Below are 14,242 nucleotides of genomic sequence, written 5' to 3'. Positions count from 1 at the left end.
AGGCTTCGGCGTGCTCCCTCAGAAAAGCGAAGGTTTTGGGCCGATTCATGATTAATAAACTTAGGACTTATTCTGTTTTCTCACCAATCGCTCGTTGAATTTCGGCCCACGCTTCGTCGTGACCTTTGCCGGTTTCTGAAGAGAACAATACCAGAGGATCGGATGGGTCCATATCGAGCGTTTCTTTGACAACTTTCTTGTGTTTCTCCCATTTTCCTTTTGGAATCTTATCGGCTTTAGTGGCGATAATGATACATGGAATGGAGTAGTGCTTTAAGAAGTCGTACATCATCATGTCGTCATTCGTTGGTTCGTGGCGCAAGTCCACTATCAGAACAACCGATTTCAACTCTTCACGGGAAGTGAAATACGTCTCAATCATTTTGCCCCACGCTGCGCGCTCGGATTTTGAGACTTTTGCGTAACCATATCCTGGCACATCGACAAACACTAATTGCTCTTCAATTTTATAGAAGTTCAGTGTTTGTGTCTTTCCTGGTTTTGATGAAATACGTGCCATGCTCTTACGTCCGATCATCCGATTGATGAATGATGACTTTCCGACATTCGAACGTCCTGCCAGTGCAATCTCAGGTAATCCGGATTCCGGATACTGTTCTGGTCGCACAGCACTGATCAGTAGTTCGACATTATGAATTTGCATAATTGCCCTCCTCGAGTGCGATGGCTAGTACTTCTTCCACTTGAGAGACGGGATGGAACGTTAATTCTTCACGAATACTATCTGGAATGTCATCCATGTCCGGAATATTGTCCTTCGGTAGGATGATGGTGTCGATACCAGCACGATGTGCACTTAATGTTTTTTCTTTGAGTCCGCCAATTGGTAACACCCGACCACGTAGAGTTACTTCGCCTGTCATCCCGACTTCTCGTTTCACAGGACGTCCTGTTAACGCGGAAACGAGTGCGGTTGTAATCGTAATTCCTGCAGATGGCCCGTCTTTTGGAATGGCCCCTTCCGGAACGTGAATATGAATATCATATTTTTCATGGAAATCGGAATCAATGCCAAGTGCTTCCGCATTAGAACGCACATAAGATAGCGCTGTTTGCGCAGACTCTTTCATGACATCTCCTAATTTTCCTGTAAGAAGTAATTTGCCTTTACCGGCTGAAAGCGACACTTCAATTTGAAGTGTATCCCCACCAACAGATGTATACGCGAGACCCGTCGCTGCACCGACCTGGTTTGACTTCTCCGCTTGCCCATGACGGAACTTCCGTTTGCCAAGATAGTCTTCTAAGTTCTTTGCCGTAATCGTTACCTTTTTCTTATCACCTTTTACGAGTTGTAACGCAGCTTTACGGCAAAGCCCTGCAATCGTACGCTCGAGTGAACGAACACCGGCTTCACGCGTATAATAACGGACGACATCACGCAACACGTCGCGCTTGATGGACAACTTTGACTTCGTCAGACCATGTTCTTTCATTTGTTTCGGCAACAAATGGTGCTCAGCAATATCAACTTTTTCCATTTCCGTGTATCCGGCAAGTGAAATCACTTCCATACGGTCACGCAGTGGACCCGGAATCGAACCTAAATCATTCGCTGTAGCGATAAATAACACATTCGATAAGTCGTATGCTTCTTCGATGTAATGATCACTGAACGAGTGGTTTTGTTCCGGATCAAGTACCTCAAGCATTGCTGAAGACGGGTCTCCACGGAAATCATTCGACATCTTATCAATCTCATCGAGTAAGAACACTGGATTGATGGTTCCTGCCTTTTTCATTCCTTGAATGACACGGCCTGGCATCGCACCAATATATGTGCGGCGGTGACCACGGATTTCGGATTCGTCTCGGACGCCACCAAGTGCGACACGGACAAATTTACGGTCCAGTGACTCTGCGACTGATTTCGCAAGGGATGTTTTCCCTACCCCCGGCGGACCAACAAGACATAGAATCGGTCCGCGAAGAGATTGAGTCAATTGACGTACAGCAAGATACTCTAAAATTCGCTCTTTTACTTTATCTAACCCGTCATGGTCACGGTTCAAGATTTCTTCCGAACGGTTGATATCGAGTACATCCTCTGTTCTCTTCGACCAAGGAACCGAAGTCATCCATTCTAAATAGTTTCGGACGACGCCACTTTCCGGCGACTGTGCAGGTACACGTTCAAAACGTTCAAGTTCCTTCAACACATTTTTCTTTACGGCTTCAGGCATACCAGCTGCGTCAATGCGCTTTCGAAGTTCAGACACTTCGCCTGACTTTCCGTCCTTGTCGCCAAGTTCCGTTTGTATGGCTTTCATTTGTTCACGCAGGTAAAACTCTTTTTGCGTTTGTTCCATTGCTTTTTTTACTCGTACTTGGATTTTCTTTTCAATGTCCAGGATTTCTTTTTCATTCTCGAGCTTTTGAATCAAGAACACCATACGCTCGGTCACATCGAAGGCTTCTAACACTGCTTGTTTGTCAGAAATACGAAGCGGAAGATGTGTCGCGACAGTATCTGCCAAAAGACCAGGTTGCGTAATCTGCGCGGCTGCACGGGAAGACTCTTCCGATACTTGTTTGGAGAGCTTACTGAATTTCGTAAAACTTTCCACAAGAGTGCGCATAAGGGCTTCTTGTTCTTGCGTTGGTGTTTTCGCATCCGCGTGGAACTGAATAGTCACTTGATCAAAGGCCTTCTCTTCGTGGTAATCAACAAAAGAAACACGTTCAACGCCTTCGACTTGTACACGCATCGTGCCATTTGGCAGCTTAATTAATTGCTTAATGTGTACCAAAATACCGACATTATACAAGTCCTTTTCGAGCGGGTTGTCCATTTCCATATCGCGCTGGGCAACTAATACAATTTTCTCATCTATTTTCATCGCGGCTTGCAGCGCTGCCATCGATTTCTTGCGGCCGACATCAATATGTAAATTCATTGATGGGAAGACCAACAAACCGCGCAGCGGCAGTACCGGATAACGTGTTGAATCTTGTGAGGTCATGACGATTCCACCTTTCATGGTACTAGTGACCATTCTGTTCTTTAGTATACTCGAAAATGGTCATTTAACCCTAGTGATTAGAATTTAGATGTGGAGCAGACTGTTCTGAAATTCGGTCAAATATCAGCGTGGCCAGAGAAGCGCTTTTTGCTTCTATGGCCGCGATGACATTTGGCATGGATTTCAAGTCTGCGCAACTCGATAGTATGTATCAGCGAGCGTTCTCCACATCTAAAATAAAAAACTGACTTTCCGAAAGGCTCTATACGAGCTCATGGAAAGCCAGCTGTTGATGTCATCTATTATGCAGAAGTTTTCGCATCTGACTGGAACTCTGTCCCGTCTTCTTTGATTAACTTCGGCTTTTTGCTTTCAGTTACCGTTTCTTTTGTGATGATACATTCGACGATGTCTTCACGAGACGGCAGTTCAAACATTACATCAAGCATGATATTTTCGATAATGGAACGAAGTCCACGAGCACCCGTTTTACGCTCAATCGCAAGTTTCGAAATTTCACGTAATGCATCCTCTTCAAAAGTTAATTTGACATTATCAAGTTCCATCATTTTTTCATATTGTTTAACAAGTGCATTTTTAGGTTCTGTTAAAATCTGAATCAACGCTTCTACATTTAACGTCTCCAAACTAGCAAGCACTGGTAAACGACCAATAAATTCCGGAATGAGACCGAATTTTAAAAGATCTTCTGGAATCAAGTGGCTCATTAAGCTGCCTGCTTCTGGTTCTTTTTTGTTCGGGTCGGAACCGAATCCAATGACTTTTTCTCCCATACGACGCTTGATGATCGAATCGATGCCGTCAAATGCACCACCGACGATGAACAAGATATTCGTTGTATCAATTTGAAGGAATTCTTGGTGTGGGTGCTTACGACCACCTTGTGGTGGGACGCTTGCAGTTGTGCCTTCCAAGATCTTGAGAAGGGCTTGTTGTACACCTTCCCCTGACACGTCACGTGTAATCGAAGGATTTTCCGATTTACGTGCAACTTTATCGATTTCGTCGATATAGATGATTCCTTTTTCCGCTCGTTCAATATCGTAATCAGCTGACTGGATCAGTTTTAGTAAGATGTTTTCTACATCTTCCCCTACGTATCCAGCTTCCGTTAACGATGTTGCGTCCGCAATGGCAAAAGGTACATTTAAAATACGTGCAAGTGTCTGAGCTAAAAGCGTTTTCCCGCTTCCAGTAGGACCGATTAGCACGATATTGGATTTAGAAAGCTCAACTTCATCAATCACACTGTTGGAATTGATGCGTTTATAGTGATTATATACGGCTACCGCGAGTGCTTTTTTCGCGCGGTCTTGCCCAATGACATACTCATTCAAGATGCCTTGAATTTCTTTTGGTTTTGGAACTTCTCGGTATTCGACTTCTTCTTCTGTTCCCAGTTCTTCCTCTACAATTTCAGAGCAAAGATCGATACATTCATCACAAATATATACGCCAGGGCCAGCAACAAGTTTGCGAACCTGTTCTTGAGGTTTGCCGCAGAACGAACACTTAAGGTTCCCTTTTTCATCATTAAATTTGAACACTGTACTCACCCCTATTCAGAGATTTAGTTTACAAGATTGTGGTATGTATAGCAAATGAAAAGATTATGTAAAGAACAAGGCACAGAATTCTCTGCACCTTGTTCTGAATACTTCTATTTATTCAGTTACTTTTGCGTTGTCTACTAAGAACTCAACTGTTTTTTGGAAACGGATATCGTTTTCTAAGATTTCAGTTCCGCCTAAAGCTGTTTTGATTTGATCAACTGACATACCGAACTGAGCAGTCATCTTTTCAAGTTCAGAATTCACATCTTCTTCTGTCACTTCGATGTTCTCAGCAGCAGCAATCGCTTCAAGAGTTAGAGAAACACGAACGCGGCTTTCTGCATCTTCTTTCATTTGTGTACGAAGCGCTTCTTCATCTTGACCAGAGAACTGGTAGTAAAGATCCAGGTTCATACCTTGTTGCGAAAGGCGCTGCCCGAACTCTTGTAGCATACGGTCTACTTCAGAAGTAACCATTGCTTCAGGAATATCCACTTCAGCGTTTGCAGCAGCTTGCTCAACTAAATCGTCTCGTAGTGCTTGTGCAGCCGTTTGTTTTTTCTCTTCAGTTGTTTGTTCTGTTAACTTTGTACGAAGAGCATCTAAGCCTTCTACATCTTCGTCAACTTCTTTTGCGAAGTCATCGTTTAATTCCGGAAGAACTTTTCCTTTGACTTCTTTTACAGTCACTTTAAAAGTTGCTTCTTTACCAGCAAGCTCTGCTGCGTGGTATTCTTCTGGGAATGTAACTACTACGTCTTTCGCGTCGCCAGTTTTAGCACCAACCAATTGCTCTTCAAAACCAGGGATGAATGTGTTTGATCCGATTTCTAATTCGTAGTCTTCACCTTTACCGCCTTCGAATGCTTCTTCACCTACGAAACCTTCGAAATCGATTGTTGCAGTATCGCCTTCTACAATTGCATCTTCTTTTACTGACATTTCAGCAAGACGCTCTTGGTGGTTTGTTAATTGCTCGTTGATTTCTTCTTCAGTAACCGTTTCTTCTAATTTCTTTACTTCTAAGCCTTTGTATTCGCCAAGTTTCACTTCAGGTTTCACAGTTACTTTTGCTGTAAATACAACAGGTTGTCCTTTTTCAAGTGACTCAATGTCGATTTCTGGACGATCCACAGGGTCGATTCCTGATTCATCTAAAGCTTTTGTATACGCTACAGGAAGTACGATATCGATTGCATCTTGATAAAGAGCTTCTTCACCGTATTTTTTGTTGAATAACTGACGAGGCATTTTTCCTTTACGGAATCCTGGCTCATTAATTGTTTTTACAACTTTTTTGAATGCTTGATCGACTGCTTTTGAAAATTCTTCTGCAGAAACTTCAAACGTTAATACGCCTTCATTTCCTTCTTGTTTTTCCCATTTCGCTGACATATATTCTACCTCCAACAATTGGTTTCATTTTTGATTTTAATCAATGTATTCTATTGACAACTTGTACATTATACCATAGTTCAGTCGACTTTCAACCTATTCAATTTCTAGTAGCGCATACAGTTGGTCAATCTTCCGAATCATGTTTAACACTCGGTGCTCACTCTTCTGTACATTCCCCGAGAGGAGCTGTTTGAAATAGAGCTCGTATCCTTCGACGACATCCTCATCCGCATAGCCATTCCATACATACGGGTATTGCAGATAGGCATGGTGCTGGAACGTGTCGCGAATGAGTAAATACGCAGTTGGTTCTTTTTCCAGACGTTCTTCAATCTTTTTGACAAGGTCAAGGAAGCGAGCATTGTCGAATGGTTCATCCAAAGCGGCCGGAATCCACGGCTGGTCCCAATTAAACTTCCGAACACGCACAAGTTCTGTACTGTCTGTCGACATGAGGAGAAGTAGTGCTAGCGTCTGGACGACGGGATGGATGGTCTGCTGCTCCACAATACTACGCCATTCGTCTTCAAGCTTCTGACAATCTCCTTCAAAAGCAGAAAGAAGCAATTGATACTGCTTGATAAGCGGATAGGTCAAGAAATTTTCGAGGCTATAAAGTTCAGCATCCAATTCCTCAAGCGGTTCCGGAATGGGTTTAGATTCTGCGTTTGCTGCAAGACGACCACTGAGGTCCCGGAGGTGCAACCATTTCTCTTTCCGTTCTGGAGATAACACGCGCTCTTCGATGAGTGTAGAGATCAATGCGTCTGCTTCTTCAAATCGTCGGAGCTCGACGAGAAGCGTAACATAAAGGTCCATTAGTTCTTCATATTCTTCATACCCTTCATGAAGAAGAGATTCACAGATGAGCAGCGCCTTTTCAAATTGCCGTACCTCATAGAGGGAATAGGCAAAGACGAGCTGCATGCCCGGTTCAAGTTCACCGAGTTCTTTCGCGATTTCAAATTGCCGTACGGCTTCCATAAAATCATGCCGGTCGGCGGCGCGTGCGGCTTTGTCCAGCTGTGTCATAAAGGCGCCAGGGAAAATAACCATGTTGCCTCGTTGTTCCGGTTTGTGCTTTTTCATGGATTCACCTGCTTTCGTAGGTCTGGATCACTTAACGAACCTTCAGAAACCACTTCACTTTTCCAAGGCGCACCTTTGGAAGTCTTCGTAGTTTCCTCGAATTCATAACTATTCTTAATACATAGTGGTTTTATTCATTCAAGAGTAGACTAGGAACACATTCAAATATTTTTGTTACATCTATTATAAATGTAATGGAGCAGAAGTGCACTTTCCCAGGAAACAGAGTGTGGCTGAGATGCCCTCCCCTAGGAAAGTGTCGTTCTGTGGAATGATAAAACATCTAAAGTGAATAAAATAAAAAGCCTTCCTCTTTCCATTGATATAGAAAGAAGAAGGCTCTTGATGTACGACCCTGGAGGGATTCGAACCCCCGACCGACGGCTTAGCTTACCACTATGACTTTCGTCACCAAACAGATTTGTTTGTGGTCTGGACTATATCTTCACCATTTCAGGTGCGACACGTATAGTCTCTACGGAACCTCACAGTAATCAATAAGTTGATTACTCTTTAGCACAATTACCTTCCATCACTTAAGAATGGAACCTTCACTATGCCTTAATCACAAAGTGATCGTAAGTTTCCTCGGTATTGCCATCAGCATAACCTGGAAGGGTTCACCGATACAGTGTCGTCCACTCTATAGGTTTTGGTTTCCCTATAGAGGCTCCTAACATTAAAGGCCGTTGCTCTATCCTGCTGAGCTACAGAGTCAAAGTACTTCCCCACCATCTGACAGGAAAGACATTTTTCATTATAAGTAGAGCTCAACTCAAAGTCAATGGTATTTCAGAAAAATTAATTTTCGAAGTTCCATGCTTCGTGTACTTTACGAATCGCTTGACCCCGGTGGGAGATGGCTGCTTTTTCCTCGGGCTTCAGTTCTGCCATCATTTTGCCTAGCTCAGGTACCCAAAAAATCGGATCATAGCCAAATCCGTACGCTCCTTTACGTTCAAAAGCAATACGACCCTCACACGTTCCGCGGTACGTTTCCGTTTCTTTACCTGGAGCCGCTACTGCAATCGCACAAACAAAGCGTGCCGTGCGTTTTTCATCCTCTATACCTTCAAGGTTTTGAAGCAACAAGTCCATATTCGCGTTGTCATCTTTCGCTTCTCCAGCATAACGAGCCGAATAGATACCTGGTTCGCCATCAAGTGCATCGACTTCCAGTCCACTGTCATCTGCAATGACAAATGTATGGAGTTCCTTTGCGAGTGCTTCCGCTTTTAGAATCGCATTCCCTTCAAACGTCGAACTTGTCTCCTCCACATCTATGTGACTCGCCACATCATTTAATGTCTTCACAGTATACCCAAGTGGACCAAAGATTGATTCAAAGTCTTTTGCTTTCCCCTGGTTTTTCGTTGCGATTATAAGTTCTTTCATTACGCCAGTCCTCCTGTTTGAATGCCAACTTCAGCAGCAAGGGGACCCAGTACTTCTTTTTGTTTCACAATCAACTCTTGAATCGCTGCTTCCCCTAGATCCAATAAGTCATTCAGTTGGCTTCTTGAAAATGTAGCTTCCTCGCCTGTTCCTTGAATCTCAACCAGTTCTCCATTTCCTGTCATCACCAAGTTCATATCGACGAGTGCCGCGAAATCTTCCACGTAATCAAGATCGGCTACCGCACCTTCTTCCAGTAGACCGACACTGACCGCCGCTAAGAAATCCTTTACAGGAAACACCGGCAATTGTTTCTCTTCCACAAGCTTTCCAACTGCAATTGTCATCGCGACAAATGCGCCTGTAATGGATGCGGTACGCGTTCCGCCATCTGCTTGGATGACATCACAGTCGACCCAAATCGTTCGCTCACCAAGTGCCTCTAAATCAACGACAGAGCGCAGTGCTCGTCCAATCAGACGCTGGATTTCCATTGTCCGACCACCAATTTTCCCTTTCGCCGCTTCACGCGGAGAACGGGAGTGTGTTGCACGAGGTAACATGGAATACTCCGCTGTGATCCAGCCTTTTCCTTGTCCACGCAAGAATGGGGGGACCTTCTCTTCAATCGTTGCATTACAAATCACTTTTGTTTGTCCCACTGTAATGAGGACAGATCCTTCAGGGTGAATTATAAAATCTTTTACAAATTCCACTGGTCGTATCATTTCTGCTGTTCGTTCATCATGTCTCATGAGTACCCTTCTTTCGTAGAAAGACCCTCTTCAGGATAGCCTGCTGAGGGTCAAAATTGTATGCGTCGGACATCCGCATCTTCGAGCTCAAGCCAACGTTCCGCGATATCTTTAAACATCGGAATTGAACCTGTCGTATAAAAGATGGGCTGTTTGATAAGTTGATCCGGATTGTGCTGCTTGTGAAAATCTAAGTAGTCTTTGACATCATTCGCTGTCTCTTCTGCAGAAGACAGCACTGTCACACCCGGACCGACCACTTTTTCAATATGAGGTTGGAGAAGTGGATAATGCGTGCAGCCTAAAATGACTGTATCAAAGCTTTTTATTTTGAGAGGAGCAAGCGCCTCTTGCACCATTTTGTACGCAAAGTCTCCGTCGTATTCATTACTTTCCACTAGTGGCACAAATGTCGGACACGCCAGTGCCTCAACGTGACAGGAAGAGCTGAGCGCTGAAATGGCATACTCGTAGGCTCCACTCTTTACCGTTCCTTGTGTTCCAAGGACGACTACTTTATGACTCTTTGTCGCTTTTGAAGCTGCCCGTGCTCCCGGAAAAATAACACCGAGAACCGGAAAAGGCATTTTCCGAGCTAATGAATTGAGAGCTACAGCCGTCGCTGTATTACATGCAATCACAAGCATCTTCACATTCATTTTTTGCAGCGCAAGCGAAATTTGCCAAGTAAATTTACGAACTTCCTGCGGACTTCGCGGGCCATATGGACAGCGAGCTGTATCTCCGACGTAAATGATTTGTTCGTTTGGTAGTAAGCGCATAATCTCTTTCGCTACCGTCAACCCGCCTACTCCGGAATCTAGTACACCAATCGGTCGATCCACAAAAATTCCTCAGTTCTTTTTCATTTCTTTGTGCAATTTATGAAGCAGTTCTGTCAATTGCTCGACTTCCTGTTCTGTAAATGTTTCAAGTTCTGCTGTTAAATATTCCCGGCGTTTGCTAATCACGTCTTCAATGATCCGTTCGCCCTCTTTTAATAGATGAATGCGCACAACACGACGATCGGATTCATCACGTACACGCTGGACAAGGGAATTAGCTTCCATACGGTCCACTAAATCCGTTGTCGTACTAAATGCCAAATACATTTTAGTTGATAGGTCACCAATTGTCATATCCCCTGATTCATGCAGCCACTGAAGCGCTATAAATTGGGGTGGTGTAATTGTATAGGAATTTAAAATTTGTCTTCCTTTTTGTTTAATTACTCCGGAAATGTAGCGTAGTTCTTTTTCTAAGACGGCCACTCGGTCCGCATTGTGGGTTACCGGTGGATTTTGTTCGTTCGTCATCTAATCCCTCACTTTTGTCTTCCCTAGTACATCTTATTGTGACGTGTTTCTGGGTAATTGGCAAGCAAACACGGCAGGTTTATTGAATTTCTCCGAGTCGAATCAATTCTTCAATAGCTGCTTTCCGCCCGGAAACGCCAAGTTTTTGGATGGCATTGGAAATATGGTTCCGTACCGTCTTCTCTCGTATAGCGAGTGCTTCAGCTACATCTCGCGTAGATTTTCCACTCGCAAGTAATGAAAAGACATCTCGTTCACGTTCAGTCAGTATAAAATAGTTTGGTTCGAACAAAAAATCTCCTCCCTGTCTCCTTACTTTATGAAGGACAGGAAGGAGCGGTGACTACGCCTCTTGAAGCTGTTTTTTTGTATCTTCTTGCCAAGGAACTGGTTTACCGGTCTGGCGATGAATCTGCACAATCGTCCCGCGACCCGTACATGTAATTTGTTCTTTCTCATTCACCATCATATAGTGGATGTCCATTGAGGAATTACCCACAGAGTTGGCCTTCACATAGACACGTAGGTTCTCATCAAAAAATACTTGCTGTACAAAATCACATTGAAGATCTGCTACAACCGGAATCGTATCCCCTTTCGGATCAAGCCAGTCGTTCATCAGCTGAATATGCTTGAAAAACTCGATCCGCGCATATTCGAAGTAGGCAAAGTTCACTGTATTGTTCAAATGCCCATACATGTCCGTTTCTGAGAATCGAACACTTACTTCTGAATAAAATGAGAAGCCTTTTTTCCACTCTTCTAGATTCTCTATGTAATTCGCACGCATTGTCCTTCCTCCTTAAAATGAATGACTATTCAGTCATTACTATACCATAGTTTGGTGAGCGGAGGAAACTTGATAATGAACTCTTATTTTATTGTTCAGCTACCTAAATCGCAACTCCACTCAAGCACCTTTTCCTAGGGGAGCGCAAGCTTTCGGGGGCCACGACAAGGAGGCTCCGGTGTGCTCCCTCAGAAAAGCGAAGGTTTTGGAACGATTCATGATAGAAAATCAAACTAAAAAACCCCGCTACAGAAGTAGCAGGGCAAGTAATAATATCGAGTTGCGAACGCTAGAAATACACGCAAAAATCTGTCGCCTCATATGAGCCGCATGATTTTCACGAGATTTCTGAACGAGCGTTCTTCACATCTAAAATTAGTCTACCATGTTGTCTGAACCGAAGAAGTTACGGAACATTTGAACCGTAGTATCGCGGTTTAGAGCAGCAATCGAAGTTGTTAATGGAATACCTTTAGGACAAGCGACTACACAGTTCTGTGAGTTACCACAGCTCGCTAGTCCACCCTCACCCATAATCGCATTTAGACGCTCGTCTCTATTCATTGCACCTGTTGGATGTGCATTGAATAGACGAACTTGTGATAATGGTGCTGGTCCCATGAAGTCTGATTTGTCATTCACGTTAGGACACGCTTCAAGACAAACTCCACATGTCATACATTTCGACAATTCATAAGCCCATTGGCGTTTACGCTCAGGCATACGTGGTCCTTCTCCAAGATCATATGATCCATCAATAGGAACCCAAGCTTTCACACGTTTAAGTGAATCAAACATGCGCGTACGGTCTACTTGAAGGTCACGAACGACTGGGAACGTACGCATAGGAGCCAATTTGATTGGTTGCTCAAGTTTGTCCACAAGCGCTGAACATGATTGCATTGGACGACCATTGATCACCATCGAACATGCACCACATACTTCCTCAAGACAGTTCATATCCCATGTTACCGGCTTGGTGGCTTTGCCATCTTTATTTACTGGGTACTGACGGATTTCCATTAAAGCAGAAATCACATTCATATTTGGACGATAATTTACCTCAAATGCTTCCCAGTAGGGTTCCGAGTCAGGAGTGTCTTGACGTTGGATCTCAATAGTAATTTTTTTCGCTTCAGTTGCAGTTACCATTGATTATTTCCCTCCTTTAGAAGAATAGTCACGCTTACGAGGTGGGATCAATGAAACATCCACTTCTTCGTAAGTAATGATTGGTGCTCCAGTTGCCACATCAAATTCAGCAACCGTTGTTTTTAAGAATTCCTCGTCGTTACGCTCAGGGAAGTCCGGTTTGTAATGAGCTCCGCGACTTTCGTTACGCTGTAGTGCACCGATTGTAATCACGCGTGCAAGGTAAAGCATATTCTTTAACTGACGAGTGAATGAAGCACCTTGGTTCGACCACTGCTGTGTATCGTCCATGTTGATGCGCTCCCAACGGTCCATCAATTCAAGAATCTTTTTATCTGTTTCTTCAAGCTTGTCGTTATAACGTACAACAGTTACGTTGTCTGTCATCCACTCACCAAGCTCTTTATGAATCAAATACGCATTTTCCGTACCTCTCATGTTCAATACTTTATCCCACTCTTGTTGTTCTTTCTGAACTTCACGAGCAAAGATATCGTCTGAAAGATCGTCGGCTGATTTCTCGAGACCTTTCATGTATTTCACAGCATTTGGACCCGCTACGCTTCCGCCGAATACAGCTGAAAGTAAGGAGTTGGCACCTAGACGGTTCGCACCGTGTTGTGAGTAATCACACTCACCTGCTGCGAATAAACCAGGGATGTTTGTCATTTGATCTTCGTCAACCCATAATCCACCCATTGAATAGTGAACTGCTGGGAAGATCTTCATCGGTACTTTGCGTGGGTCATCCCCAGTGAACTTTTCGTAGATCTCGATGATTCCACCAAGTTTTACGTCAAGCTCGTGTGGATCTTTATGAGAAAGGTCTAGATACACCATGTTCTCTCCATTGATACCAAGTTTCTGGTTGACACACACGTCAAAAATTTCACGTGTTGCAATGTCACGTGGAACGAGGTTCCCGTAATCCGGATATTTCTCCTCTAAGAAGTACCAAGGTTTGCCGTCTTTGTAGGTCCAAACACGTCCACCTTCTCCACGTGCTGATTCAGACATCAGACGTAATTTGTCATCTCCAGGAATTGCTGTTGGGTGAATTTGGATGAATTCCCCGTTTGCATATTTCGCACCTTGTTGGTACACGATAGATGCTGCAGATCCTGTGTTGATGATGGAGTTTGTCGTTTTACCAAAGATGATTCCAGGACCACCTGTAGCAAGAATAACTGCGTCAGAACGGAATGCTTGGATTTCTCCAGTGTTCAAGTTCTGCGCTTTAATTCCTCGACAAACGCCTTCATTGTCTTTGATAATACCTAGGAATTCCCAGCCTTCATACTTCGAGACAAGACCATCAACTTCATAGCGACGAACTTGCTCATCTAGTGCATAAAGTAACTGTTGTCCAGTTGTTGCACCAGCGAAAGCTGTACGGTGATAAAGGGTTCCACCAAAACGACGGAAATCAAGAAGGCCTTCTGGTGTACGGTTGAACATAACACCCATACGGTCGAATAAGTGAATGATACCAGGAGCTGCGTCCGCCATTGCTTTTACAGGTCCTTGGTTTGCTAGGAAGTCACCGCCGTACACTGTATCATCAAAATGCTTGTCCGTCGAGTCGCCTTCCCCTTTTGTATTTACAGCACCATTAATTCCACCTTGCGCACACACGGAGTGTGAACGTTTCACTGGAACTAATGAGAATAAGTCAACAGGCGTACCGTTTTCCGCAGCTTTCATTGTAGCCATAAGACCAGCAAGTCCTCCGCCTACAACGATCAATTTACTTTTTGCCATGCTTTTTTCACTCCTCAATTTTTTAGTA

General features: G+C 43.9%; 13 protein-coding genes. All 13 read right to left on the bottom strand.

The features are described from left to right. Positions 1-67: 67 nt before the first annotated feature. Positions 68-664 (bottom strand): ribosome biogenesis GTP-binding protein YihA/YsxC, encoded by a 597-nt coding sequence (yihA, locus tag ACFO0S_RS13095; RefSeq protein ID WP_378142547.1) that lies wholly within the window; start codon positions 662-664, stop codon positions 68-70. Beyond that, positions 651-2,984, bottom strand: coding sequence for an endopeptidase La (lon, locus tag ACFO0S_RS13090; RefSeq protein WP_378142546.1), 2,334 nt, complete (start codon positions 2,982-2,984; stop codon positions 651-653). Before lon ends, yihA begins: the two co-directional genes overlap by 14 nt. Positions 2,985-3,286: 302 nt before the next feature. Next, positions 3,287-4,552: an ATP-dependent protease ATP-binding subunit ClpX gene (gene clpX / locus ACFO0S_RS13085; RefSeq protein WP_378142545.1), complete on the bottom strand. Its 1,266-nt coding sequence runs from the start codon at positions 4,550-4,552 to the stop codon at positions 3,287-3,289. A 117-nt stretch (positions 4,553-4,669) separates the two neighbouring features. Beyond that, on the bottom strand, positions 4,670-5,953 hold the full coding sequence (tig, locus tag ACFO0S_RS13080) for a trigger factor (protein WP_378142544.1): 1,284 nt from the start codon (positions 5,951-5,953) through the stop codon (positions 4,670-4,672). Between the two features lie 96 nt (positions 5,954-6,049). Beyond that, positions 6,050-7,045, bottom strand: a complete 996-nt coding sequence (locus ACFO0S_RS13075) for a hypothetical protein (protein ID WP_378142543.1) — start codon at positions 7,043-7,045, stop codon at positions 6,050-6,052. Between the two features lie 801 nt (positions 7,046-7,846). Beyond that, entirely contained in the window at positions 7,847-8,440 is a 594-nt protein-coding gene (locus ACFO0S_RS13070; RefSeq protein ID WP_378142542.1) for an XTP/dITP diphosphatase, read from the bottom strand. Beyond that, positions 8,440-9,195 carry a ribonuclease PH gene (gene rph / locus ACFO0S_RS13065; protein WP_378142541.1) on the bottom strand — a complete coding sequence of 252 codons (756 nt, stop codon included), beginning with the start codon at positions 9,193-9,195 and terminating at the stop codon, positions 8,440-8,442. Before rph ends, ACFO0S_RS13070 begins: the two co-directional genes overlap by 1 nt. Before the next feature lie 50 nt (positions 9,196-9,245). After that, positions 9,246-10,040: a glutamate racemase gene (gene racE / locus ACFO0S_RS13060; RefSeq protein WP_378142540.1), complete on the bottom strand. Its 795-nt coding sequence runs from the start codon at positions 10,038-10,040 to the stop codon at positions 9,246-9,248. 9 nt (positions 10,041-10,049) lie between these two features. Further along, complete coding sequence (locus ACFO0S_RS13055) at positions 10,050-10,511, bottom strand: MarR family winged helix-turn-helix transcriptional regulator (RefSeq protein WP_378142539.1); 462 nt, start codon at positions 10,509-10,511, stop codon at positions 10,050-10,052. 79 nt (positions 10,512-10,590) lie between these two features. Further along, positions 10,591-10,803: a helix-turn-helix domain-containing protein gene (locus ACFO0S_RS13050; protein WP_378142538.1), complete on the bottom strand. Its 213-nt coding sequence runs from the start codon at positions 10,801-10,803 to the stop codon at positions 10,591-10,593. A 51-nt stretch (positions 10,804-10,854) separates the two neighbouring features. Continuing rightward, positions 10,855-11,301, bottom strand: coding sequence for an acyl-CoA thioesterase (locus ACFO0S_RS13045; RefSeq protein WP_378142537.1), 447 nt, complete (start codon positions 11,299-11,301; stop codon positions 10,855-10,857). 375 nt (positions 11,302-11,676) lie between these two features. Further along, positions 11,677-12,453, bottom strand: a complete 777-nt coding sequence (gene sdhB / locus ACFO0S_RS13040; RefSeq protein WP_378142536.1) for a succinate dehydrogenase iron-sulfur subunit — start codon at positions 12,451-12,453, stop codon at positions 11,677-11,679. Between the two features lie 3 nt (positions 12,454-12,456). After that, positions 12,457-14,214: a succinate dehydrogenase flavoprotein subunit gene (sdhA, locus tag ACFO0S_RS13035; protein ID WP_378142535.1), complete on the bottom strand. Its 1,758-nt coding sequence runs from the start codon at positions 14,212-14,214 to the stop codon at positions 12,457-12,459. Positions 14,215-14,242 lie beyond the last annotated feature (28 nt).

This window comes from Chryseomicrobium palamuruense (assembly GCF_042649045.1).
In the GTDB taxonomy this organism is placed as follows: Bacteria; Bacillota; Bacilli; order Bacillales_A; family Planococcaceae; genus Chryseomicrobium; species Chryseomicrobium palamuruense.
This window is presented reverse-complemented; position numbering and strand designations above follow the sequence as displayed.

Bases quoted from the DNA above. Each gene is read 5' to 3' on its own strand.
- lon (WP_378142546.1), bottom strand. From the start codon at position 2,984: ATGACCTCACAAGATTCAACACGTTATCCGGTACTGCCGCTGCGCGGT.
- ACFO0S_RS13070 (WP_378142542.1), bottom strand. From the start codon at position 8,440: ATGAAAGAACTTATAATCGCAACGAAAAACCAGGGGAAAGCAAAAGAC.
- ACFO0S_RS13075 (WP_378142543.1), bottom strand. From the start codon at position 7,045: ATGAAAAAGCACAAACCGGAACAACGAGGCAACATGGTTATTTTCCCT.
- ACFO0S_RS13045 (WP_378142537.1), bottom strand. From the start codon at position 11,301: ATGCGTGCGAATTACATAGAGAATCTAGAAGAGTGGAAAAAAGGCTTC.
- rph (WP_378142541.1), bottom strand. From the start codon at position 9,195: ATGAGACATGATGAACGAACAGCAGAAATGATACGACCAGTGGAATTT.
- tig (WP_378142544.1), bottom strand. From the start codon at position 5,953: ATGTCAGCGAAATGGGAAAAACAAGAAGGAAATGAAGGCGTATTAACG.
- sdhB (WP_378142536.1), bottom strand. From the start codon at position 12,453: ATGGTAACTGCAACTGAAGCGAAAAAAATTACTATTGAGATCCAACGT.
- ACFO0S_RS13055 (WP_378142539.1), bottom strand. From the start codon at position 10,511: ATGACGAACGAACAAAATCCACCGGTAACCCACAATGCGGACCGAGTG.
- sdhA (WP_378142535.1), bottom strand. From the start codon at position 14,214: ATGGCAAAAAGTAAATTGATCGTTGTAGGCGGAGGACTTGCTGGTCTT.
- yihA (WP_378142547.1), bottom strand. From the start codon at position 664: ATGCAAATTCATAATGTCGAACTACTGATCAGTGCTGTGCGACCAGAA.